Genomic DNA, 23,372 nt, shown 5'->3' with positions numbered 1-23,372 from the left:
ACCGGTACTACGCCGCGAGGACATGTCATGACAGAGACGTACGACGAGATCATTGTCGGATCAGGCTCGGCCGGCGCAGCCCTGGCTGCCCGGCTCAGCGCCGATCCCTCCCGCCGGGTCCTGCTGCTGGAGGCCGGCCCGGACTTTCCGGACATCGACGGGACCCCCGAGGACCTCCGCAGCGGCGCCGCGATGTCGCTGGACGAGCACGACTGGAAGTACCGGGCCGAGATCGCCGACGGCCGGCGGGTCCGCTTCCCGCGCGGCAAGGTGACCGGCGGCTCCTCGGCGGTGGGCGCCACCATCGCCCTGCGCGGCGTGCCGCAGGACTACGACGAGTGGGCCGCCGTCGGAAACCCCGAGTGGTCCTGGGAGAAGGTCCTGCCGTTCTTCCGCCGCCTGGAGGACGACGCCGACCACGACCAGGGCGAAGTGCACGGCCGGGGCGGCCCGTACCCGGTGCGCCGCTGGCAGCCCGACGAACTGACCGACATCCAGCGGGGGTTCCTGCAGGCCGCCCTGGACGCCGGATACCCCGAGGTCAAGGACCACAACGACCCCGAGGCGACCGGCGTCGGCCCGATCCCCTCCAACCGGCGCGAGCCGCTGGACGTCCGGGTCTCCACCGCGATGGCCTACCTGACCGCCGAGGTGCGCGAGCGCCCCAACCTCACCATCCGGCCCGGCGTCCTCGTCCACCGCGTGCTGCTGGAGGACGGGCGCGCCACGGGCGTGGAGGTGTCCACCGCGGGCGGCGCGGCCGAGCAACTGCTCGGCCGCCGGGTCGTGCTGTCCGCCGGCGCTGTCAACTCCCCCGCCATCCTGATGCGTTCGGGCATCGGCCCGGCCGACGAGCTGGCCCGCCACGGCATCGCGGTCCGGACCGACCTGCCGGGCGTGGGCGCCAACCTGATCGACCACCCGCGGACCGGCGTCTTCATGGTGCCCCGGCCCGGCGCCGTGGACACCGCGGCACCGTTCCTGCAGACCATCCTGCGCACCACCGCCGAGGACTCCGACCAGTTCAACGACCTGCAGTTCTACATGGTCAACCACTTCGACCTGACACTCTTCCCGGACCTCCAGATGCTGGCCGGCGGCATGGTCATCCTCGGCGTCATGGTCGTCCACCAGCGGCCCGAGTCCCGCGGCCGGATCACCCTCACCTCCGCCGACCCCGCGGCCGCGCCCGACGTCCGGCTGAACTTCCTCTCCACCGAGCGGGACATGCGGATCCTCGCCGACGGCGTCCGCACCTGCTGGCAGCTGGCCAACCACCCGGACGTCCGCCCGTACGGCGAGTCCTTCATCGTGCTCAACGAGCGGCTCGTCGAGCAGGACGACATGGTGCGCCAGTACATCCGGGTCAGCCTGGACAGCGCCTACCACCCGGTCGGCACCGCCCGGATGGGGCCGGCCGACGACCCGGGCGCCGTGGTCGACCAGTACCTGCGCGTCCACGGTGTCGACGGCCTGTACGTGGCCGACGCCTCCGTGATGCCGAACATCGTCAGCTGCAACACCAACCTGACCTCGATCATGATCGGCGAGCGGCTGGCGGACTGGCTGAGCCGCGACTGACCGCCACCGGCCGCCACGGCCGGCCGGCCCCGGGCCCGTTCGCGTACCAGGCGGACGGGCCCGGGGCCGTTCGCGTACCAGGCGGACGGGCCCGGGGCCGTTCGCGTACCCGGGACGCCGGTCGGCCGAAATGACCAATACCCGTGCCCGGTCCGGCCTTTGACCAACCGGCCGACCGGTCGTTCAATCCACCTGGCAGAGGGCAATCTCGGAGACACCAGACCGACCGCCCGGTGCCACCATCGTGGGAAAGCAAAGCACCGAAATCACCGTCCGCGGAATATCCGAACCACTCGGAGAGCAGGAGAGATTGGCATGACGGAGCAGCAGCAGATCCCCGGGGTCCGTGTCCCGATGGTGTCCGAATCCGAGGCCACCGGCCGCACCGCGGAACTGTACGAGCGCATCAAGGAGACGACGAAGCTTCCCTTCGTTCCGGACATGTTCCGGCTGGTATCCGCCCGGCCGGCCCTCCTGGAGGTGGTACTCGCCGGCTATTCCGGGGTCTTCAGCGACGGCGTGCTGCCGCGCGGCACCCGGGAACTCATCTCCGCCTGGACGTCGAAGGTCTGCGGCTGCCCGTACTGCGTCGGGACGCACAACTGGTTCCTGCTCCAGTTCGGCGGCAGCAAGGAGCTCGCCGACGCCATCACCGTCGCGAGCTCCCCCGACGAGCTGCCCGTCGACGCGCCCACCGCCGAACTGCTGCGGCTGGTCACCAAGGTGACCACCGGCGCCTACCGGGTCACCGACGAGGACTGGCAGCGGGCCGCCGCCGCGGGGTGGAACGACGAGGAACTGCTGGAGGCGGTCTTCGTCGCCGCGCTGTTCAACTTCATCACGCGGCTGGTCGACGGCCTCGGGCTCGGCACGACGGTCCGCGAGAGCCGGATCTCCCGGCAGGACACCGAGGAGCAGGACACCGGGGAGCAGGCGACCGGGGACGCCGGGGACACCGAGGACGCCGCCCGGTGAACGCCTCCCGCGCCGTTCTGCTCACCGGCGCCTCCTCCGGCACCGGCCTCTCCTCGGGCACCGGCCGGGCCGTCGCACTCCGGCTGCACCGGGCCGGCTGGCCGGTGTACGCGACCGCCCGCGACCCCGAGATGCTCGCGCCGCTCGCCGCGGAGGGCATCACCACGATGCGCCTGGACGTGACCGACGAGAAGTCGATGCTGGCGGCGGTGGAGCGGATCACCGCCGAACACGGCGCGGTGGGCGTGCTCGTCAACAACGCGGCCTACAGCCTCAACGGGACCATCGGCGAGACGCCGATCGAGGAGGTCCGCCGGCAGTTCGAGACCAATGTCTTCGGGCTCTCCCGGCTGACCCAGCTGGTCCTGCCCGGCATGCGCGAGCAGGGGCAGGGCCGGATCGTGATGATGTCCTCGATCTTCGGGCAGTTCGCCACCCCCGGGCGCGGCTACTACCAGGCCACCAAGCACGCGCTGGAGGCCATCGGGGACTCGCTGCGGCACGAGGTCGCCCATGTCGGGATCAAGGTGGTCCTGGTCGAGCCCTCGCCGATCCTCGGCGGCTTCGTGCCGACCAGCGTCGCCGACCTCGGGATGTCCGGCCAGGAGAAGTCCGGCCTGTACGACGCGTTCTGGGAGCACTTCGTCGACTGGCACGGGGCCTACCGCGAGACCGAACACCCCACCGGCCGCGGGCGGATGGCGGTCCGGGCCGAGACGGTCGCCAAGGTCGTGGAGCGGGCGGTGGCCAGCGACAACCCGAGGATCAGGTACCGGATCGGGGTCCCGTCCCGGCTGCTGCCCCGGATGCGCTGGACCATCGGTGACCGCATGTTCGAGCGATTTGTGCGAGCTTTCTTCCCGATCCCTTAACATGCGGTCCACCGAACGTTCCTGACTGTCACTCAGTCGGACTCCCCAACCACCGCCGGTCCCGCCGGCGCCCACCGGACGTCCGGCCCCGTTCCCGTCCCTCCGGCCCACACACCTACTACAGGGGAACCGCGTGCACCGAAGAATCGTCCAACGCGGGCTGCGCAACCTGTCGCTCGCCCAGATCCGCCACGTCTCGCCGGCCGGCTACCACAGCGGCGGACTGCCCGTACGCCGCGTCTACCGGGAGGTGGAGCGCGACTTCGGGGTGCTCGCCCCTCCCATCGCACTGCACTCCCCCGCGCCGGACGTGATGACCGCGAGCTGGCTGATCCTCCGCGCCTCGCTGGTCGCCCCCGGCCGGGCGCGGCGGGCGGCGAAGGAGGCGGTGGCCGTCGCGGTCTCCGAGGCCAACTCCTGCCCCTTCTGCGTCCGGATGCACGCCGCGACCCTGGCGGTGCTGCTGCCCGGCGGCGGCGCCGGTCCGGGGCAGCCCGCCACCGTCGCGGGCGGCGACGGGCTGCCCGACCCCATCCCGGCGGACGAAGTGCCCGAACTGATCGGGACCCTGGTGGTGATGCACTACCTCAACCGGATGGTCAACGTCTTCCTGAGCGAAGTCCCGCTGCCGCCCGGCGCCCCCAGGACCTCGCTCGGCCCGGTCCTGCGGGTGCTCACCTGGCTGATCCGCTCGGCGGGCCGGACGGCCTCCCCGCGCTCGCGCAATCACGGCCTGCTCCCCGCGGCCGAGCTGCCGGAGGACCTCCGCTGGGCGGCGGGCGAGCCGAGCGTCGCGGACGCCTTCGCCCGGGCCTGCGCCGCCCTCGACGAGGCCGGCCGCCGGGCCGTTCCGGCCGCCGTCCGGACCGTGGTGACCGCCGAACTCGACCAGTGGGACGGGCAGCCGCCGGGGCTCGGCACCCCCTGGCCGGAGCGGGCGCTGGCCGGCCTGTCGGCCGAGGACCGGCCGGCGGGCCGGCTGGCCCTGCTCAGCGCGATGGCCTCCTACCGCGTCGACGACCGGACCGTCGCCGCCGCGCGGCCCGGCCGGACCGACCGCGACATCGTCGAAATCACCGCCTGGGCGAGCTTCGAGGCGGCCCGCCGAATCGGCGACCGGACCTACCGGCAGACCGGCCGGAAGGACGTCACCGGCCATTGAGGGCTACCCCGCCCGGGCATGACCCGAACCTCGGGCGTGACCTTGAGTTCGACATACGACTCCGCTAACGTAACGGCCCATAACACGGGGGCATCACAAATTGACGACGGTTTCTCCACTAACGGAACAGAGCGTCCCGCCGAATCGGCGGAATTCCACGGCCGCGCGCCGCCACAGGCTCGACGGAGGCTGCGCCCGGCCGGTTCCATGCGCCATCTGATCCGGGCGCCGCTTCCCGCGGCGCCCGCGGTCTCATGCCGCGCACCTCTTCCCCCGATTGGAGAGATGTCATGCGGGCTGCTGTCGAGCGTGCGATCAACACGATGTGGGACCACTACAACGAGCCGCTCTCGCTGGCCGACCTGGCCGACACCGCCATCCTCAGCAAGTTCTACTTCTCCCGTGTCTTCAGAGACCAGACCGGCACCTCCCCCGGCAGATTCCTGACCGCCATCCGCCTGTTCAAGGCCAAGGGCCTGCTCCAGCACACCCTGCTGAGCGTCACCGACATCTCCTATCAGGTCGGTTACAACAGCCTCGGAACATTCACCAGCCGTTTCACCCGGAGCGTCGGAATGTCGCCGGCGCGATTTCGCGCGTTTACCCGAACCGGAATTCACGATATTAACCGCCCGCCGGCGGCAGGTTTAGGACAACGGGTCTCCACGGTCACCGGATCGGTCACCGTGCCGCCCACCGAAGGCGCCGTCCGGGTCTATGTCGGGGCTTTCAAGGAACCGATCGTGCAGGGTTTCCCGGTGGCCTGCGCCGTCCTGAACGGCCCCGGGCGCTACCGGCTCGACGCGCTGCCCGACGGGCTCTGGTACGTCCGCGCCACCGTCCTCGCGCTGGACTCCCAGCCCCGCCGGCGCTCGCACCAGCCGCTGTTCGTCGGGTCGAGCGCGCCGATGACGGTCCGCAGCGGCCGCGCCGAGGCCGACATCGACACCAGACCGCTCTGTCTGCTGGACATGCCGATCCTGCTCGCCCTGCCCGAACTGGACTGCCACTTCTCGGGATCCGCGTGCACACCCGCGGCGTCCTCGCCGTGGAGCCGCGAGGCGCGGTCCGAGCTGACCCAGCAGGCGTACCCGGCCTGACGGCCGGACCGAGACCCGTCACCCCGGACCGCCGGCCGGTGTGCCGTCGAACGAACCGGCCGACCACGCCCCACCGTGCCGTGTCGTGCCCTGCCGACCATGCCCGCCGAGCCGTGCCCTGCCGCGTCACCCCCACCGCGGACGGCCTCGGGGAGCAGGCCGGGACCAGGGTGTCCCGCCGCCGGAAGCCCGACCGCCGGTCCCGCCCCGGCCCGCCTCCGACCGGGCCCGCCCGGCCTCGCTCGGACCGGCCTCGCCCGGACCGGACGCACCGACCCGGACGCGCTCAGACCCGGCCGGACGCGACGGTATCCGGGTGCCCGCCGGCCGCCCGGCCGGCCTGCCGGGCGGAGATCCGCCCCGAGCGGTGCAGCCAGCCGACGGTGTCGGCCAGGGTCTGCGCGAGCGGTCGCGCCCGCAGCCCCAGCGACGGCGCGTCCGCGGCCACCGGCGCCGCCACCGCGCAGGTGTAGACCGCGCCGAACTCCGCCGGGATGTACCACGGCCACACATGCTGCAGCAGCCCGACCAGTCGGCCGACCGGGAACATCGCCCGGGCGGGCAGATACCCGGCCGGCAGCCACCGACCGGTCACCTCCCCCACCGCCTCGACATACTGACGGGTCGTCAGAAACCGCCCGGGCGCGAAGTACCGGTCGGCGGCGGGGACTCGGCCGGCCGGCCTGGTGACCAGCGCGGCGTGCAGGGCCGCGGTGTCCCGGACGTCCCCGAGCGGGAGCCCGCCCGACGGCCAGAGCGGCATCAGGCCGCGCAACTCGTTGCGCAGCCGCGCGTTCTGGTCACCCAGGTACGGATCGTGCGGCCCCAGCAGCGCCGGCGGGTAGCTGATCACCACCGGGGCGCCCGCCTCCTGGTGCCCGCGCGCGAGCAGGTCGGCCGCCGCCTTGCTCGCCAGGTAGGCCTCCCGCGGCCGCCCGACCGGCGAGTGCGCGCCCAGCTCGGCCTGCGGGGAGGGGAAGAGCGCTCCGACGCTGGAGACATGGACGACCGGGTCGGCCCCGGCCCGGCGGGCGGCCTCGATGACCAGCCCGGTGCCCTGCACGTTGACGCGGCGCACCTGCGCGTACTTCCTGCTGTCGAAGGAGTAGACGGAGGCCGCGTGCAGCACCGCGTCCGCTCCCGTGACCGCCCGGGCCACCGCGTCGGGATCCGTGACGTCGCCGACCACCACCTCGACCCGGGCCGGGTCGACGCCCAGCGGCCCGAGCGCCCGGCCCACCGCCGCCGGATCGCGGACCAGCAGGCGTACCCGGCAGCCCGCCGCGAGAACCGCCGCTACCGAATGGGCGCCGACGAACCCGGTTCCCCCCGTGACACAGACCAGCATGAGCCCTCCACCCTCGGCCGTACGACGGTCCCGTTCAGCCGGCCGGTCCGGGTGGACGCGGTGGCCCGGCCATCGTGCCGCAGCGGGGTGGACGGCGTCTTCTCACAGCGTGCCCCCCGTGGGCCGAACCCCGCCCCCTGGCCAGGTGGTTCGGCCGGGCCGGGTTCGGTCAGGCGGTGCGGCCGGGCGGGGTTCGGCCGGGCAGGCCGGCCGCGAGGTCGGTGAGCGCCCGGACGACGGAGCCGGCGGCCGGCGAGCCCGGCTCGATCAGGGTGTAGTGCCCGGTGCCCGGCAGCACGATCTCCCGCGCGTCCCGGTGCGCGGCCAGGTAGCCGGTGAACTGGTCGTGCGGCAGCTCCTCGTCGTTCGCCCCGCGCAGGACGACCGTCGGCACGCCGGTGGTGCCCGCGCCGCGCAGCAGCGTCAGCGGGTCCACCGCGGGCAGCCGTTCGACGGCCGGGCCGTCACCGCCGAGCAGGAGCAGCCCGGCGTCGTCGCTGAGGCCGTCGCGGATCACGCCGGCCAGGTCGGTGATCGGCGCGAGCCCGAGCACGGCGTCCGGCAGCCGGGTGCTGCACCAGGGCGAGTCCTCGGGGAGCAGCGCCCGGGCGGCGGCCCACAGGGCCAGGTGCCCGCCGGAGCAGTGGCCGGCCAGGATGTAGGGCCGCCCGGCGGGCAGGGTGTCCACGGCCCGGGCGACGTCGTCGAAGGTCGCCGGGTAGCCGCCGGCGCCGCCCGCGCGGCGGAAGCCCGGCAGCAGGACGTCGAAGCCCTGGCGGGCGAGGTGGGCGGCGAACGGCGTCAGGTGCAGCCGGTCGTAGCGCCAGTAGCCGCCGTGCAGCAGCACGACCAGCGGGGCGTCCGGCCGGTTCGCCGTCCAGAGGTCGTAGGTCTGGTGCGGATGGCCGCCGTAGGAGCCGCGCGCGGGCGCGAGCACCGGTTTCAGGGAGAGGACGCGGCGTTCCTCCTCGGCGCCCTGGGCGGAGAGCGGCGGGCGGACGCGGGGTGCGGGGGCCGGGACATCGGGGGTGCCGGGGGCGTCAGACATGGCTGCGGGCCGTCCAGAGCTCGGGGAAGACCGGCCGGGCGGCGCGCTGTTCCAGCCAGACCACGCCCGGTGAGCCGCCGCTGCCCGTCTTGGCGCCCATCGCCCGCCGGACGACCAGCACATGGTCGGCGCGCCAGCGCAGCACCAGTTCGGCGATGTCGGTGAGGGTCTCCGCCAGGGTGAGCAGCGGGTCGTGCGCGGGCCCCGCGTAGATCCGGCGCCACACCTCCTCGACGCCCGGGTCCGGGCGGTAGGGCTCGGTGACGTCGCGCTCGCGGACCGCCTCGGGGACGGGCAGGCCCCGGCGGTACAGGAACTGCAGCACCTCGTCGTAGAGCGACGGCCGGACGAGCGCGGCCTCCAGCGCCTCGTGCGCCGCCCGGTGGCCCCGGTAGGAGTCGACCATCGGGCGGGACTTGTCCCCGAGCAGGAACTCCATCTGCCGGTACATCGCCGACTGGAAGCCGGAGGCCTTGCCGAAGGCGGCGCGGAAGGAGTTGAAGCGGCCGGGGGTGAGGGTCGCGATGGGGTGCCAGGAGTCGTTGAGCGCCCGGTGGGCGCGGGCGCTGCGGCGCAGGGCGTCGAGCGCGGCCTCGGGGTCGTCCTTGGACAGCGCCTCTCCGGCGGAGCGCCACTCGTGCACGGTGAGGGCGAACCACAGCTCCATCACCTGTGCGGTGACCAGGAAGCCCATCTCGTCGGGGGCGTCGGTCAGCGGCTGCTGGAGCGAGGCGAGGAGGTCCGCGTGGACGTAGTCCTCGTAGGGGGTCACTCCCTGGAATTCCAGGAACGGTGCGTCGGTCATGAGGACTCCGTGGGAATCGGGGCTGTCGACCGGGACGGCCGGTCAGCGGTGTCAGAGGTCGAAGTCGAGGGCGATCTCGCCGGTGGCGTCCGGCTCCGGCCGGGCCCGGCAGGTGAGCACGCAGCCCTCGGCCACCTCGCGCTCGCCGAGCGCGTAGTGGCGGTCCATCCGGACGGCGCCGCGGACGACCCTGGCCCGGCAGGCGCCGCAGAGGCCGTCGCGGCAGGAGTACGGGGTCTCGGGCCGGGCGCGCAGCACCGCGTCCAGGACGACGCGGTCGCCGGGTGCCATGGTGACCGCGCTGGTGCGGCCGGCCAGCCGTACGGTGATCGGGCGGCCCGCGGTGCGGGCGTCGGGGGCGGCGGCCGGTGCCGGGGTGTCGTCGGCGGTGAAGAACTCGCAGTGGATCCGGTCCGGTTCGGCGCCCCAGCGGGCGAGCGCCGACCGGGCGGTCCGCACCAGCCCCCAGGGGCCGCAGAGGTAGAAGGAGCACGGGTCGCCGGGGGCGGCGCCGAGCAGGGTCAGCAGGCCGGGCAGCCGTTCCTCGTCGATCCGGCCGGAGAGCAGTTCGCTCTCCCGGCTCTCGCGGGAGAGCACATGGAGGGCGGTGAACCGCCGCAGGTGGGCGTCCTTGAGGTCGGCGAGTTCGTCGGCGAGCAGGGCGGCGCGGGCGGTCGGCACCGCGTGGACCAGGGAGACCCTGGCGTGCGGGTCGGTGCGCAGGGCGTGCGCGGCCATGGCGAGCAGCGGGGTGATGCCGCTGCCGCCGCCGATCATCACATGGTGCTCGCCGGGGCGGTCGGCGAGGGCGAACCCGCCGGTGGGCGTGGAGAGTTCGAGGGTGTCGCCGGCGGCGAGCGCGGTCGTGGCGTGGTCCGCGAAGCCGCCGGGGCCGAGCCGGCGGACGACCAGGCGCAGCGTCCGCGGTTCGCCGGGCGGCGGGCAGAGCGAGTAGCTGCGGCGCAGTTCGCCCCGCGGCCCCCGGTGGCGGACCACGACGTGCTGTCCCGGCCGGTGGGCGAAGGCCGGGGCGAGCGGGTCGGGCAGGTCGAGGCGGATCGCCACGGCGTCGTCGGTGAGCCGGTCCAGGCCCGCGACGCGCAGCCGGTGCCAGCCGGGCGTGCGGGGCGGGGCGGCCGCCGCTATCGCTGTCATGACGGGTCGTCACATCGCTTTCAGGTGGGCGAAGGTCTCCCGGCAGGCGGTGCAGACGAGCACGGCCTGGCAGCGGGTGGCGCCGAACGGGCTCTGCGGCCTGGTCGCGGCCGAGCCGCAGTTGGGGCAGGGCAGGCCGAGGCCGAGGCGCAGCGGCAGGGGCGCGGTGGCGGGGCCCGGGGGCACGATGCCGTGCTCGGCGAGCCGGCGGCGGCCCTCGGGGGTGATCGCGTCGGTGGTCCAGGCGGGGGTGAGCTCCTGGCGGACCCGGCCGTCCGGGTGGCCGCAGTCGGCCAGGGCCTCCCGGATGGCCTCCGTCATGGCGGGCAGCGCGGGGCAGCCGAGGTAGGTCGGGGTGATGACCACCTCGACCGCGCCGTCGGGGGCCAGGCCGACGGCGCGGATCACACCGAGGTCGGCGAGCGTGATCATCGGCAGTTCCGGGTCGGGGACGGTGGCGACGCGGGCCCGGACGCGGTCGAGGTCCGGCGCGGCCGGGGTGGCCGGCGCGGTCACCAGGTGCCGCCGGGGTACTGGCGGTGGACCGACTGGAACTCGGCGAGCAGCGGGGCGAACGCCTCGGTGTGCAGGCCGGCCCGTCCGCCGGTGGCCCGCCAGCGGGGGGCGGGGACGGCCAGTCCCGCGGTGGCGAGCACGGCGGCCGTCTCGCGCTGCCAGGCGTCGCGCAGCCGGGCGGGGGCGACGGCGGTGCCGGCGGCGTCGAGCCGGGTGCTCGGCCCGTCCTCCTCGAACAGTTCGTCGGTGTAGGGCCAGAGCGCGTCCAGGGCGGTGGTCATCCGGCGGCGGCTCTCGGTGGTGCCGCGGCCCAGCCGGACGGTCCACTGCGCGGCGTGCATCCGGTGGTACTCGACCTCGGCGGCGGCGCGGGTGCCGAAGCCGGACAGGACGGGGTCGGCGCAGTCCGCGAGCGCGGTGTAGAGCAGTCCGGCGTAGTGGGAGAAGACCAGCTGGCGGACGACGGTCGCGGCGAAGTCCGGGTCGGGCAGTTCGACCAGCAGCACGTGGCGGAACTCGCGCTCGGTGCGGCGGTAGGCGAGGTCGTCGTCGCCGCGTCCGGTGCCGTCGCGCTGCCCGCTGTAGGAGAGCAGGGTGCGGGCGTGGCCGAGGAGGTCGAGCGCGATGTTGGAGAGCGCCAGGTCCTCCTCGATGGTCGGGGCGCGGGTGATCCAGCCGCAGAGCCGCTGGCAGAGCACCAGGGCGTCGTCGCCGAGCCGCAGCGCGTAGCCGGCCAGGTCCGGGTCGGGGTCCGGGTGGGGGGCGGGGCCCGGGGCGGCGGGGCGGGCCGGTGTGGTGTCAGTCGTCATGGGCGCCGTCCTCGGTGAGGGAGACGTAGTGCTCCGGGTAGCGGTACGGCTTGTCGGCGGCGTTGCTGAACAGCGGGTCCTTCTCGGCGGGCGAGGAGGCGCGGACGGCGTCGCTGCGCACCACCCAGATCGACACCGGGTCGCCCCTGCGGACGTACAGGTCACGGGCGTTGGCGAGCGCCATGTCGGCGTCGGCGCCGTGGACCGAGCCCACGTGCTGGTGGGACAGGCCGCGGCGCGGCCTGATGAACACCTCCCAGGGCGTCTGCACCCGTCCGCTCCCCCGCGTCGCCGCCGTCATGACCGCCGCCCGGCCGGTTCGGCGGCCTCGGGCCGCGCCGCGTCCGGCAGGGTGCCGTCCTCGTCGAGGCGGGCGGCGTAGGCGTCCACCGCGGCGCGGACCCAGGCGCCGTTCTCGTGCGCCGCGACCCGGTGGGCCAGCCGGGCCCGGGCGCACTGCGAGTCGTCGCCGAGGGCGTCCCGGAACAGCTGCCAGTCGATCGGGCTGAAGTCGTAGTGCCCGCGCTCCTCGTTCCAGCGGATCGCCGGGTCGGGCAGGGTCACGCCCAGCCGCTCGGCCTGCGGGGCGGCGTTGTCGACGAACCGCTGGCGCAGCTCGTCGTTGGTGTGCCGTTTGATGCCCCAGGCCAGCGAGCGGCGGGAGACCCCGGCGCCGATGGCGGCGGTGCGCCTGTCCAGGCCGCCGGCCTCGGTGTCGGGCGGGCCGAACATCAGCGCGACGGCCGGCAGCCACCACCGGTCGACGGCGTCCTGCGCCATCGCCCGCTGCCCGGCCGTGCCCCGGCAGAGCGCCCACAGGACGTCGTAGCCCTGGCGGACGTGGAAGGCCTCCTCCTGGCAGACCCGGCGCATGGCCCGGCCGTAGGGGCCGTACGAGGTGTGGCAGAGCGGGGCCTGGTTGACCACCGCCGCGCCGTCCGTCAGCCAGGCGATGGCGCCGGTGTCGGCCCAGGTCAGGGCCGGGTGGTTGAAGGTGGCGGCGTACCGCTGGTGGCCGCGGTGCAGGGCGTCGAGCAGGTCTTCGCGGGAGGCGCCCAGGGTCTCCGCCGCCGCGTACAGGTAGAGCCCGTGCCCGGCCTCGTCCTGCACCTTGGCCAGCAGCGAGGCCTTGCGGTGCAGCGAGGGCGCGCGGGTGATCCAGGAGCCCTCCGGCTGCATGCCGATGATCTCGGAGTGGGCGTGCTGCGCGATCTGGCGCAGCAGCATCATCCGGTAGCCGGGCGGCATCCAGTCGCGCGGTTCGATCCGCTCGTCGGCGGCGAGCAGCGCCTCGAAGTGCTCCTCCAGCCGCTGTCCTGCGGTGCCGTCGCCGTCGTCCGGCGCCGGCCCGGCCGGTGCCCGGCCGGCCTCCTCCACGGGCCCTGAACGCACCCGGATCACCCCTCGCTCCTCCTCGTCGCACGCACGCTCCGGCCGACGGCCCGGCGCGTGCCTTCACGGGTAGAGGAGGAGCGGGGCGGGGTGCTCCATCCCCCGGCCGTACAACCGCGCCAGTGATGCTGATCACAGACATGACAGGGATTGGTCAGGCCGCGACCGCTCCTCTGTAAGGGCGGGTCAGACACGCCCGGGGGCGGCAAGGCCCCGCACGGGACCGCTACGAGAGGCAGGGCATGAGCACTGTACGAAAGATGCTGGTCGACCTGACCGGCCTGCCGGAGTTCGCCGACGCGATCGAGGACACCGCCGATCTCACCGCCAGCGGCATCGACTCGGGCGACATGGTGCGCCTGGTCCTGCTGATCGAACAGCACACCGGGGCGGAGGTGACCGCCGGGGACCTGGAGGGGCTCTCGACGATCGCCGACTACGAGCGGTTCCTGGCCGGGCACGGCGGTCCCGCCTGATGTGGCTGACCCAGCTCTTGGAGCGCAACCGCCAGTGCTACCCGGACCGCCGGGCCCTCGTGGACGAGCGGCGCTCGGTGACCTGGAGCGAGCTGCACGACCGGACGCTGCGCCTCGCCCACGGGTTCGCCAGGCTGGGTCTGCGGGCCGGTGACCGGGTCGCGGTCCTGTCGCTGGACCGGATCGAGGTGCTGGAGACGTACTTCGCGCTGGCCCGGATCGGCGTCCTGTTCGTGCCGCTCAACCACAGTCTGACGACCGCGGAGATCGGCGGGATCGTCGAGCGCACCGGGCCGGCGGCGATCGTCGGCGAAGGGAAACTGCTCGGCCGGCACCCGGATCTGCCGGTGCGGCTGCGGATCGCCCTGGACGGCGCGGAGTACGCCGCGCTGGCCGACGGCGACGGCGGGGCCGGTGCCCCCGGGCTGCCGGCCGTGCCGGACGACGCGCTCGCCGCGATCCTGCACACCTCGGCCACCACCGGCCAGGCCAAGGGCGTCACGGTGGACCACGCGTCGTTCCGCGCGATCGCGCTCGGCTGGCTGGCGCTCGCCCGGCCCGAGGACGACATGGTGCTGGTCAACTGCTGCCCGCTGTACCACGGGAGCGTGGTCGTCTCGCTGACGTACCTGGCCGCCGGGGCCACCGTGGTGCTGATGCCGGGCTTCAAGCCGCAGACCGCGCTCGCCGCCATCGAGGAGAACCGCGCCACGCACGTCTGGCTGGTGCCGCAGATGCTGCGCTTCATCCTGCGGGCCGGGGCGCGGCAGGGCACGGACCTCTCCTCGCTGCGGGAGATCCTGTACGGCGCGGCGCCGATGCCGGTCGACGTGTACGGCGAGGCGCTGGAGGAACTGGGCTGCGGCTTCCGCCAGGTGTACGGGATGACCGAGGTCGGGGGTCCGTTCGTCACCCTCGGCCCCGAGGAGCACCCCCCGCTGGACCGGATCCCCGACATCATCCCGAGCGGCCGGGTGATCCCCGGGATGTCGGCGCGGGTGCTGGACGCCCGGGGCGGCGAGGCCGGGCCGGGCGAGATCGGCGAGATCGGCGTCCGGGGGCCGGGCGTGATGCGCGGGTACTGGGGCAACGACGAGGCCACCGCCGAGATCACCGTCGACGGCTGGACCCTCACCGGCGACCTCGGGTTCATCGACCGGGACGGCCGGATCCACCTGGTCGACCGGAGCAAGGACCTGATCATCCGGGCCGGGCAGAACGTCTACCCGACGGAGATCGAGCGGGCGCTGCGCTCCCACCCCGGGGTGGCCGACGTCGCGGTGGTCGGGGTGCCGGACGAGGACTACGGCGAGGTGCCGCTGGCCTATGTGGTGGCCGACGGCGAGGTCGGCGCGGCCGAGCTGCTGCGGCACGCGGCCGGGCTGCTGGCCCCCTACAAGCGGCCCCGGCGGGTCGAGTTCATCGAGCAGGTGCCGAGGAACCCGGCCGGGAAGATCGTCAAGAAGCTGCTGCGGACGGCCGGTTGACGGGCCCGTGGTGCACGGTGAGGGGCCCCGTCGTCGACGGGGCCCCTTGCCGTGGACTCGGCGCGCAGGCTCAGCGGGCGGCCCTGACGTCCTCGACCACCAGCCGCAGCAGCGGGGTCGGGGCCGGCTGGAAGTAGAAGTGCGCGCCGGGCAGCAGCCTGGTCCCCAGGAAGCGCGTCGTCCGGGCCGCCCAGCCGGGCAGCAGGCCCGGCGGGGTGACCTCGTCCCGTTCGCCGCCGTACACCGCCAGCGGGACGGGCAGCGGCTCCCGGTCCAGGTCCGGGCGCCAGCACTCGACGAGTCCGAAGTCGGCCCGCAGGACGGGGGCCAGCAGCGGCCAGAACTCCGGGTCGTCCAGGATCGCGCGCGGGGTGCCGCCCATCGCCTCGACGGCGGACCGCAGCTGGTCGTCGTCGGAGAGGTCGAAGCCGGAGACCCGCCGGGGGTGGTGCTCGGGCGCCGCGAGCCCGGAGAGGCCGAGCCACTCGGGCAGCGGCAGCCCGCGCCGGTGCAGCGCGTGGGTCAGCTCGTAGGCGGCGATGGCGCCCATGCTGTGGCCGAACAGCGCGTACGGGCGGTCGAGTTCGCCGGACAGCCCGCGCAGCAGCGCCCCGGCGAGCTCGTCGGCCGTGCGGCAGGGCGGCCCGGACCGGCCGATCCGCCCCGGCGCCTCGACCAGGCACACCTCCCACTCCGGGGGCAGCAGCGGGGCCCAGGGCCGGTAGCCCACGTGGGAGCCGCCGGCGTGGTGCAGCACGAACAGCCGCAGCTCCGGTGCGGCCGGGCGGCGGACCCGGAGCAGCTCGGCCGCGGGCCCGGCGGCGCCCGGGTCGACGGCGTCCGGCCCGGACCGGGCCCGCCCGGTGGGCGAGTCCGGTCCGGCGGGGTCGGGCCGCCTCATCGCGGTCCGGCCGGCGCGGCCGGGCGCAGGTCCAGCCAGTGCTCGTTGACGTGGGCGACGCAGGCGGCGCGGTCCGCCGGGCCGTGCGCGGTCCGCCAGCCGGCCGGCACGGCGAGCGCGGCGGGCCAGAGCGAGTGCTGGTTCTCCTGGTTGACCAGCACCAGGTAGTCGGCCGACTGGTCCTCGAACGGGTTCGTCACCGGTGTGTTCCCTTCAGTTCGGTCTCGATGAGGTGGGCGATGTCGGCGGCCGCCTCGGGCCGCAGCATGTCGCCGTGCGCGCCCGCGACGGCGTGGTCCCTGATCCGCCCGGCCACGTACGGGCGCCAGGCCCGGGCGGACGGCCCGGTCTCCGGGCCGGCACCGACGGTGCCCTCGGAGGCGTGGAAGAACAGCGCGTCCCCGTCGTAGTGGCCGGGCACGAAGGCGTAGCCGAGCGCGGTGTCGTTGGCCATGACGGCGAGCAGCGCCGAGACCGCCCGGTCGTCCAGCCCGCGCAGCGTGCTGTCCTCGCGCTGGAGGACGGCCAGTACCCCGGCCCGGTCCGGCGGGGCGTCGTCCGGGCCGCCGTCCGGGCCGGCCGGGCGGGCCGCGCCGGAGGAGGCGAGCAGGATGCCCAGCAGGACGCGTTCGAGCTCCTCGGCGGCGGGCAGCGGGGGCCGTCCGGGCAGCGCGCCCATCGGGAGGCAGTCGAGCATCGCCAGCAGCCCGGTCGGCTCGCCCGCCGCCCGCAGCCGGACGGCCATCTCGTGGGCGACCAGACCGCCGAAGGACCAGCCGAGCAGATGGAACGGGCCGTGCGGGTGGACGGTCCTGATCTGCCGGAGGTAGTCGTCGGCCATCTCCCGCACCGAGCCGGCCGGCCGCTCGCCGGGCAGCAGGCCCCGGGCCTGGATGCCGTAGACCGGGCGGTCCGGGTCGAGGCCGCCGAGCAGGGCGGCGTACGGCCAGCCGACCCCGGCGCCGGGGTGGACGCAGAACAGCGGCGTGCCCGAGCCGGCCGGGCGCAGCGGCAGCAGGACGTCGAGCATGCCGCCCGCCACCGGGTCGGCGCCGCCGTCCGGGCCCGCCCCGTCGGCCTGGGCGGCCAGGCCCTCGACGGTGGGGCTCCGGAACAGCGCGGCCACGGTCAGGTCGACGCCCAGGGCGGTGCGCAGCCGGCCGAGCATCTGGGTGGCGAGGATGGAGTGGCCGCCGAGTTCGAAGAAGTTGTCGCGCAGGCCGATCCGGTCGTGCTGGAGCAGGTCGCGCCAGATGCCGGCGACGGTGCGTTCGGTCGCGGTGGCCGGCCGGTCCGGTCCGTCCTCGGCGTCCGGGCTCGGGCCCGTGCGGGCGAGCCGGTCGCGGTCGATGGCGCCGTCCGCGGTCCTGGGCAGTTCGGCGACGGGCAGCGCGGCACAGCCGACGGGGGTGCCGTAGCGGTCCGGGAGTTCGCCGCCGGGGTCCGGGGCGGCGCCCGCGGCCGGGGCGGGTCCGGTCTCGACGTGGGCGGCCGGGGTGCGCAGCGGGTGGACCGGGGCGAGGGTCTGGGCGCGGATCCACGGCGCGTCGGGGTCGAGGCCGATCAGCACCTGCGGGGTGTCGTGGCACAGGGCCGTGTCGAGCGAGCGCAGGGCCTCGCGGACGCCGAGGATGCGGTAGCCGCGGGCCTCGGTCAGCTCGCGCATCGCGTAGCCCCGGCTCATGCCGCGCTCGTCCCACATGCTCCAGGCCAGGCTGCGGCCGTCGATGCCGCAGTTGTCGCGCTGGTGGGCGGCGAGGGCGTCGAGGTAGGCGTTGGCCGCCGCGTAGCTGCCGACCCCGGCGCCGCCGAAGTGGCCGTTGACGGAGGAGAAGGAGAGGAAGAGCGCGCCGGGCCGGTCGGCGACCAGTTGGTGCAGGGCCCAGCCGCCGAGGATCTTCGGGGCCAGGACGGCGGCGCGCTGTTCGGGGGTCTCCCCCGTCACCGGCCGTTCGGCGAAGTGCCCGGCCAGGTGGAGCACGCCCGCCAGTTCGGTGTCCCAGGCGCGCTCGGCGGTGCGGACGACGGCCCGGACGGCGTCGGCGTCGGTGATGTCGACGGCGGCGTAGGCGATGTCGCCGGCGGCGCTCAGCTCGCGGTGGGCGGCGAGGCGGCGGGCGAGCTCGCCGCCCTCGGCGAGGTGGCGGTCCTGGTCGGCGGGGGCCGGCAGCGGGGTGCGGCCGAGCAGCAGCAGCCGGACCGGGTGGGCGGCGAGCAGGTGGCGGGCGGCCTCGACCGCGACCCCGCCGAGGCCGCCGCTGATCACGTAGAGCCCGCCGTCGCGGAAGACCGGGGCGGCCGGGGCCTTGAGGTCGCCGCCGGGCAGCCGCCGCAGCCGGCGCGCCCAGCGGGCGGGGGCGCGGCCCCGCCCGGGGCGCAGCGCGACCTCGGTGTCCCCGGCGGGGGCGGCGAGTTCGGCGACGAGGTGGGCGAGGAGCGCCTGGTCCGGGCCGGGGGCGGTGAGCGCCGTACGGCTGCCGAGGTCGATGTGCCGGGTGTGCAGCCAGGGCAGTTCCTGGCCGAGGCTCTTCGCCAGGGCGACGGCGGGGGCGCGGCGCGCGGCCGGGGTGTCGGTGGCCAGGACGCGCCCGCTGTCGGCGGCGACGACGTACAGCGCCACCGGCCGTTCGGGGCCGTAGCGGTCGGGCCGGGCGGCGAGCGCCGTCGCGAGCTGGGCGATCTCCTCGACGCCGTCGGCGCCGGGGCCGTCGTCGGGGGCGCCGGTGGTCAGGTGGACCACCCGGCCGAGCGGCGGCATCGCGTCCAGGAGGGCGTCCCACTGGGCGCGGTCGGTGGCGTCGAGCGTGGCCAGCGGGGCGTCGGCCGGGCCGGGGCCGGCGGCCGGGGCGCGCCGGACGAGGGTGGTGTCGTGGCCCTCGGCGCGCAGGGCGGCGGCGAGCCGTTCGCCCGGCCCCGCCTCGTCCGCGACCAGCAGGGTGTGTCCGCCGGGGCGGGCCGCCCCGGGCCCGGCCGGGTGGACGAGGGCGGCGGGCTGCCAGACGGGCTGGAAGAACCAGTTCGGCAGGGTGTCGCCGAGGGCCGTCGTGGCGAACTCCCCCGCCTCGAAGCGGGCGCGCAGCCTGGTCCGCTGGATCTTGCCGATCTCCGTCTTGGGGATGTCCGCGCGGTCCAGCGGGACGAGGTGGGCGGGGTTGACCCCGCCCTCGCGCAGCACCTTCTCGCGGATGCGGCGGGCGGCGGCGTCCGGGTCGGCGCCGGGCGCGAGGACGTAGAAGAGCGCGAGTTCGTCGCTGTCGCGGCCCTCGGCGCGCACCGCGCAGGCGGCCGTGAACGAGCTCTGGACGTCGTCGAGTTCCTCGACGATCGCCTCCAGCTCGTGGCTGGGGTGGTTGACGCCGCCGATGATGACGACGTCCTTGGCCCGGCCGGTGAGGGTGAGCGCGCCGTCCCTGAGCAGGGCGAGGTCGCCGGTGCGGAACCAGCCGTCGGCGGTGAACGCCTCGCGGTTCTGCCCGGGGTCGGCGTCGTAGCCGCGGGTGACGGCCGGGCCGCTGACCTGGAGGTGGCCGACGGTCCCCTCCGGGACGACGGTGTCGGTGTCGTCGGTGATCCGGACCGCGAAGCCGGGGTAGGGGCGGCCGACCTCGGTCGGGGCGTCCGTCGCCCCGGCCGTCGCGGAGAGCGGGGCCGAGACCTCTCCGGAGGAGGTCTCGGACATCCCCCAGACCGGGTGCATCGCCCCGGCGGGCAGGCCGTGCGGGGCCAGCAGGCGGACGAAGCGCCGGGCGACCCGGTCGACCACGGCCTCACCGCCGTTGAGCGCCAGGCGCAGCGCGGAGAGGTCCCACCGCTCCCCCGCGATCCGTTCGGCCTGGTCGTTGACCAGGCCGAACGCGAAGTTGGGGGCCCAGGTCGCGGTGGCCCGCCGGGTGTGCAGCGCCTCGATCCAGCGCAGCGGGTCGGCGAGCACCCAGGCGGTGGGCGCGTGGATCTGGGCGGCGCCGGCGGCCAGGAAGGCCAGGTGGAACATGACCACGCCGCCGACGTGGTCCAGCGGCATCCAGTTGAAGGCGGTGTCGGCGGGGCCGAGTCCGTGCGCCTGGCGGGAGGCGGCGGCGTGGGTGAGCACGTTGTCGTGGCAGAGCCGGACGGCCTTGGGGGTGCCGGTGCTGCCGGAGGTGAGCATCAGCAGGATCAGGTCGTCGGGGCGGGCCCGGTGCGGCGCGTCGTCGGCCGGGCCGGTGCGCAGGTCCTCGATGACGGCCCGGCGGCGGTCGGCCGGGAGCGTGGCGCCGTGGGCGCGGTCGGTGAGGGTGAGCGGTTCGCCGAGGGAGCGCCAGGCGTGGGCGGCCCGGGTGGCGACCGCGCCGTCCGGCTGGTCGGCCGGGGGCGTGGCGAGCGGGACGGCGACGAAGCCGCCCAGCACGCAGGCCCAGAAGCCGGTGACGAAGTGCCGGTTGTCGGCGAGCTGGAGCAGCACCCGGTCGCCCGGCCGGAGTCCGGTGGCGCGCAGGGCGCCCATCACCCGGGACGCCTCGTCGAGGAGTTCGGGGTAGCTCTGCCGCTCGGTGGTGCCGTCGGGGCGGAGGTACTCCAGGCCGGACGGCTGCGCGGCCCCGGCGACGCGCCGGAGCACGGCGCCGAGCGTGGACTCGGGGTAGGGCCGCAGCGGGGCGCCGGTGCTGAGCGAGGGCGGGGCGGCCCGGTCGGGGGTGGCCGGCTCCGGGGTGGCGAGGTCCGGGGTGGCCTGGTCGGCGGCGCGGACCGGGGGCCGGGCGGGCCCGGGCGGGCGGACGCGCCGGGCGGGACCGCCGGACGGCCGGTGGGCGACGCGCGAGACGGCGGCCCGGTCGCGGCCGGCGGTGGTCAGCCAGCGGTCCTCCCAGCGGGCCAGCAGGTCGTCGTCGAGGACGGGGATCCGGGCCAGCGCCGCCTCGTCGAGCGCGCCGCCCGGGGTCCGCGGCAGGTCGGAGACCAGGACGGCGGCGGTGAGCGGCAGGGCCGCGGGCAGTTCCCCGGTCGCGGCGCGGACGATCCACTCCTCGCCGATGTCGCGGGTGGGCACCACGTAGGCGACCAGTTCGGCGACGCCCGCGGTGCTGTGGCGGACGGCCAGGGCGCAGTCGCGGACGGGCTCCAGCTCCCTGATCCGCCGGGCGAGCGCGGCGAGCCGGAGGGTGTGGTCGCCCACCTGGGCCAGGCCCGGGGTGCGGGTGGTGGTCTCCAGGTCGCCGTCCTCGGTGAGCCGGCCGAGGTCGCCGGTCGGCGTGCCGGCGGCGGCCGGCCCGGCGGGGAGCGGGGCGTCGGCGGCCGGGGCGAGGTGGACGGCGCCGGACACGCCGAGCGGCGCCGGCCGGCCGTACCCGTCCAGGACGCGCAGCGGGCGGACGGGGCGCAGGGCGCCGGGGCGGCCGGGGTCGGCGACGGCGAGCGGGCCGGTCGCGGCCGTGGTGTGGGTCGGGCGCAGGACGGCGCCGAGCGCGTCGTGGTACCGGGCAGTCTGGTCGGGCGTCAGCGCCCGGCCGGTGTGGACCACCGCGCGCAGGGTGGTGGGCAGGGGCTGCGCGGCGAGCCGGGCGAGGTCGCGGTCGACGGCGAGGGCGACGCTCGCCCCGTCGTCCTCGGTTTCCCCCGCCGGGACGGCCAGGGCGGCGCCGTGGAGCAGCGGCAGCAGGGTCTCCCAGACCGACCGGGCGGTGCCGGGCGGTGCCCACCGCCGGACGGTGTCGGCGGCGGTGAGCCCGGCGGCGGCAGCCAACTGGTCGATCTGGTGGACGAGTTCGGCGTGGTCGACGGCGACGGGCGGTTCCTCGGCGCAGAGCAGGACGGCCGGGTGCCGCCCGGTGAGCGGCACGGGCGCGTCGTCCGCGGCCGGGGCGTCGGCGGCCGGGGCGGCAGCGTCCAGGGCGTCGGGGCCGGCCAGGGCGGCGAGGTCGAGGACCACGGGTGCCGGGCCGTCGGCCGCCGGGCGGGCGGCGAGCGCGCCGGCCGTCCCGGGCGGCGCGTCGGTGAGGACGAAGGCGGCGCCGGACCGCCGGAGCAGGGCGGTCAGCCGCTGCGGCGGGTCGGCGGGGTCGAGCGGGACGCCGACCGCCCCGGCCCGCACGACCGCGAGCAGCGCGAGGGCGCCGTCGGCCCCGGGGCCGCAGCAGAGCGCGACCCGGCTCCCGGGCGTCACGCCCCGCGCGCGCAGGCGCCGGGCCAGCCGGTCGGCGCGGGCGTCGGCGTCCCGGTAGGTGAGGGCGGCCGGGCCGGTGCGCAGCGCGGTCGCCGCGGGGGTGGCCGCCACCCGGGCGGCGAACCGCCCGGTGACGGTGGCGTCCCGGTCGTAGCCGGGCACGGCGGCGGTGACGCCCACGAAGCCCACGGGGTCGGCGGCGTCCTCGGCCAGCGGCAGCCGGGACAGCGGCAGGCCCGGATCGGCGGTCACGGCCTCCAGCAGCAGCCGCAGCCGCTCGGTGGCGCGCCGGGCGGTGCGGCGGTCGAACAGGTCGGTGGCGAAGACGAGGGTGCCGCGCAGGGTGCCGTCCTGCTCCCACAGGTGCAGTTCCTGGTCGAACCGGCAGGTCCAGTCGGCGACGGTGGCCGGGGTGACGGTCAGGCCCGGCAGCCCGATCTCCGGGCGGTCGAAGTTCTGCAGCGCGAAGACGACCTGGAAGAGCGGGTTGCCGCCCGGGTCGCGCTGCGGGGCGATCTCCTCGACGATCTTCTCCAGCGGGATGTGCTGGTGGGCGAAGGCACCGAGGCTCACCTCCCGCACCCGGTGGACCAGCGCGGCGAAGGCCGGATCGCCCGAGGCGTCCACGCGCAGCGGCAGGGTGTTGACGAACATACCGATGAGCGGGTCGAGTTGGGCGTTGTCCCGGTTGGCCGAGGGGGTGCCGACCAGGATGTCGTCCTGCCCCGTGGTGCGGTGCAGCAGGGCGGCGAACGCGGCCAGCAGCACCATGTAGAGGGTGGCGCCCTGATCGCGGGCGAGCCGTTTGACGGCGTCGGCGAGGTCCGGCGGGAGAACGAAGTCCAGCCGGTCGCCGGCGAAGGAGCGCTCGGCGGGCCGGGGCCGGTCGGCGGGCAGCCGCAGCACCGGCAGGTCCCCGGCCAGGCGTTCGCTCCAGTAGGCGAGCCCTTCGGCGAGCGGTTCGCCGGCCAGGTGCTCGCGCTGCCATTCGGCGAAGTCCCCGTACTGGATCTCCAGCGCGGGCCAGCCGGGCGCGCTGCCCGTGACCCTGGCCCGGTAGGCCTCGGCGAACTCGCGGACGAACACGCCCGCCGAGACGCCGTCGATGACGATGTGGTGCACGCAGACCAGCAGCAGGTGGTCGGCCGGCCCGAGACGGAACAGGACGGGCCGCAACAGCGGGCCCCGCTCCAGGTCGAACGGGTGCCGGACCTCCGCGAGCAGCCGCTCGCGCAGCTCCTGGTCCGCGGCGAGGTCCGCCCCGGCGGCGACGACGCCCGTCAGGTCGACGGTGGCCAGCGGCAGCTCCAGCCCGTCGGCGACCACCTGGAGCAGACCCTCGGCGGAGTCGGCGAAGGTGGTGCGCAGCGTCTCGTGCCGGTCCACCAGGTCGCCCAGCGCCCGGGCGAGCGCCCCGGTGTCCGGGGCGCCCCCGGTCAGCCGCAGCAGCAGCGGGACGTTGTAGAAGGCGTTGCGCGCGTCGAGCCGGTAGAAGAACCACATCCGTTCCTGGGCGTACGACGCCGGGAAGGTGAGGGGCTGCGCCGTCGCGGGCGGCTCGGACGGGCCGTCGGGGCCGGCCGTCGGGCTGGGCATCGTGGTGCTC

General features: G+C 75.7%; 18 protein-coding genes. 7 read left to right on the top strand and 11 right to left on the bottom strand.

What is annotated here, in order from left to right; all coding sequences use genetic code 11:
• Nucleotides 1–27: 27 nt before the first annotated feature.
• The 5 genes from ACIO5D_RS02770 to ACIO5D_RS02750 all read left to right on the top strand — a co-directional run bounded on the left by ACIO5D_RS02770 (nucleotide 28) and on the right by ACIO5D_RS02750 (nucleotide 5,690).
• Nucleotides 28–1,581: a GMC family oxidoreductase gene (locus tag ACIO5D_RS02770; protein WP_400652720.1), complete on the top strand. Its 1,554-nt coding sequence runs from the start codon at nucleotides 28–30 to the stop codon at nucleotides 1,579–1,581.
• 315 nt (nucleotides 1,582–1,896) lie between these two features.
• Nucleotides 1,897–2,556 (top strand): carboxymuconolactone decarboxylase family protein, encoded by a 660-nt coding sequence (locus ACIO5D_RS02765; RefSeq protein ID WP_400793726.1) that lies wholly within the window; start codon nucleotides 1,897–1,899, stop codon nucleotides 2,554–2,556.
• Complete coding sequence (locus ACIO5D_RS02760; protein WP_363608285.1) at nucleotides 2,553–3,428, top strand: SDR family NAD(P)-dependent oxidoreductase; 876 nt, start codon at nucleotides 2,553–2,555, stop codon at nucleotides 3,426–3,428. Before ACIO5D_RS02765 ends, ACIO5D_RS02760 begins: the two co-directional genes overlap by 4 nt.
• Before the next feature lie 133 nt (nucleotides 3,429–3,561).
• Complete coding sequence (locus ACIO5D_RS02755; RefSeq protein ID WP_400793725.1) at nucleotides 3,562–4,590, top strand: carboxymuconolactone decarboxylase family protein; 1,029 nt, start codon at nucleotides 3,562–3,564, stop codon at nucleotides 4,588–4,590.
• Between the two features lie 290 nt (nucleotides 4,591–4,880).
• Nucleotides 4,881–5,690, top strand: coding sequence for a helix-turn-helix transcriptional regulator (locus tag ACIO5D_RS02750; RefSeq protein WP_363608289.1), 810 nt, complete (start codon nucleotides 4,881–4,883; stop codon nucleotides 5,688–5,690).
• A 286-nt stretch (nucleotides 5,691–5,976) separates the two neighbouring features.
• Here the strand turns inward: ACIO5D_RS02750 and ACIO5D_RS02745 are convergent, their stop codons facing one another.
• The 8 genes from ACIO5D_RS02745 to paaA form a co-directional block, all read right to left on the bottom strand.
• Nucleotides 5,977–7,038: an SDR family NAD(P)-dependent oxidoreductase gene (locus ACIO5D_RS02745; RefSeq protein ID WP_400793724.1), complete on the bottom strand. Its 1,062-nt coding sequence runs from the start codon at nucleotides 7,036–7,038 to the stop codon at nucleotides 5,977–5,979.
• 169 nt (nucleotides 7,039–7,207) lie between these two features.
• On the bottom strand, nucleotides 7,208–8,086 hold the full coding sequence (locus tag ACIO5D_RS02740) for an alpha/beta fold hydrolase (protein ID WP_400793723.1): 879 nt from the start codon (nucleotides 8,084–8,086) through the stop codon (nucleotides 7,208–7,210).
• On the bottom strand, nucleotides 8,079–8,891 hold the full coding sequence (locus ACIO5D_RS02735; protein ID WP_363608295.1) for a tryptophan 2,3-dioxygenase family protein: 813 nt from the start codon (nucleotides 8,889–8,891) through the stop codon (nucleotides 8,079–8,081). The genes ACIO5D_RS02740 and ACIO5D_RS02735 overlap by 8 nt, the downstream gene beginning before the upstream one ends.
• A gap of 51 nt (nucleotides 8,892–8,942) precedes the next feature.
• Nucleotides 8,943–10,046, bottom strand: coding sequence for a 2Fe-2S iron-sulfur cluster-binding protein (locus ACIO5D_RS02730; RefSeq protein ID WP_400793722.1), 1,104 nt, complete (start codon nucleotides 10,044–10,046; stop codon nucleotides 8,943–8,945).
• 9 nt (nucleotides 10,047–10,055) lie between these two features.
• Nucleotides 10,056–10,562 (bottom strand): 1,2-phenylacetyl-CoA epoxidase subunit PaaD, encoded by a 507-nt coding sequence (gene paaD, locus ACIO5D_RS02725; protein ID WP_400652733.1) that lies wholly within the window; start codon nucleotides 10,560–10,562, stop codon nucleotides 10,056–10,058.
• On the bottom strand, nucleotides 10,559–11,371 hold the full coding sequence (paaC, locus tag ACIO5D_RS02720; RefSeq protein ID WP_400793721.1) for a 1,2-phenylacetyl-CoA epoxidase subunit PaaC: 813 nt from the start codon (nucleotides 11,369–11,371) through the stop codon (nucleotides 10,559–10,561). Before paaC ends, paaD begins: the two co-directional genes overlap by 4 nt.
• The gene (gene paaB, locus ACIO5D_RS02715) at nucleotides 11,361–11,672 is read right to left on the bottom strand and encodes a 1,2-phenylacetyl-CoA epoxidase subunit PaaB (RefSeq protein ID WP_400793720.1); all 312 of its coding nucleotides are present in this window, start codon (nucleotides 11,670–11,672) and stop codon (nucleotides 11,361–11,363) included. Before paaB ends, paaC begins: the two co-directional genes overlap by 11 nt.
• Complete coding sequence (paaA, locus tag ACIO5D_RS02710) at nucleotides 11,669–12,748, bottom strand: 1,2-phenylacetyl-CoA epoxidase subunit PaaA (protein WP_400757072.1); 1,080 nt, start codon at nucleotides 12,746–12,748, stop codon at nucleotides 11,669–11,671. The genes paaB and paaA overlap by 4 nt, the downstream gene beginning before the upstream one ends.
• A 257-nt stretch (nucleotides 12,749–13,005) precedes the next feature.
• Here paaA and ACIO5D_RS02705 point away from each other — a divergent pair, with 257 nt between their 5' ends.
• Entirely contained in the window at nucleotides 13,006–13,239 is a 234-nt protein-coding gene (locus ACIO5D_RS02705) for an acyl carrier protein (protein ID WP_363608303.1), read from the top strand.
• Nucleotides 13,239–14,726: an AMP-binding protein gene (locus tag ACIO5D_RS02700; protein ID WP_363608305.1), complete on the top strand. Its 1,488-nt coding sequence runs from the start codon at nucleotides 13,239–13,241 to the stop codon at nucleotides 14,724–14,726. Before ACIO5D_RS02705 ends, ACIO5D_RS02700 begins: the two co-directional genes overlap by 1 nt.
• Before the next feature lie 70 nt (nucleotides 14,727–14,796).
• Here ACIO5D_RS02700 and ACIO5D_RS02695 read toward each other — a convergent pair whose 3' ends face one another.
• From ACIO5D_RS02695 to ACIO5D_RS02685, 3 genes are read right to left on the bottom strand one after another with little or no spacing between them, the layout of a single operon-like run.
• Entirely contained in the window at nucleotides 14,797–15,627 is an 831-nt protein-coding gene (locus ACIO5D_RS02695; protein ID WP_363607598.1) for an alpha/beta fold hydrolase, read from the bottom strand.
• Nucleotides 15,624–15,827 (bottom strand): MbtH family protein, encoded by a 204-nt coding sequence (locus ACIO5D_RS02690; protein ID WP_363607599.1) that lies wholly within the window; start codon nucleotides 15,825–15,827, stop codon nucleotides 15,624–15,626. Before ACIO5D_RS02690 ends, ACIO5D_RS02695 begins: the two co-directional genes overlap by 4 nt.
• Entirely contained in the window at nucleotides 15,824–23,362 is a 7,539-nt protein-coding gene (locus ACIO5D_RS02685) for a condensation domain-containing protein (RefSeq protein ID WP_400793719.1), read from the bottom strand. The genes ACIO5D_RS02690 and ACIO5D_RS02685 overlap by 4 nt, the downstream gene beginning before the upstream one ends.
• Nucleotides 23,363–23,372: the final 10 nt, after the last annotated feature.

The organism is Kitasatospora sp. NPDC087315 (assembly GCF_044744345.1).
In the GTDB taxonomy this organism is placed as follows: domain Bacteria; phylum Actinomycetota; class Actinomycetes; order Streptomycetales; family Streptomycetaceae; genus Kitasatospora.
This window is presented reverse-complemented; position numbering and strand designations above follow the sequence as displayed.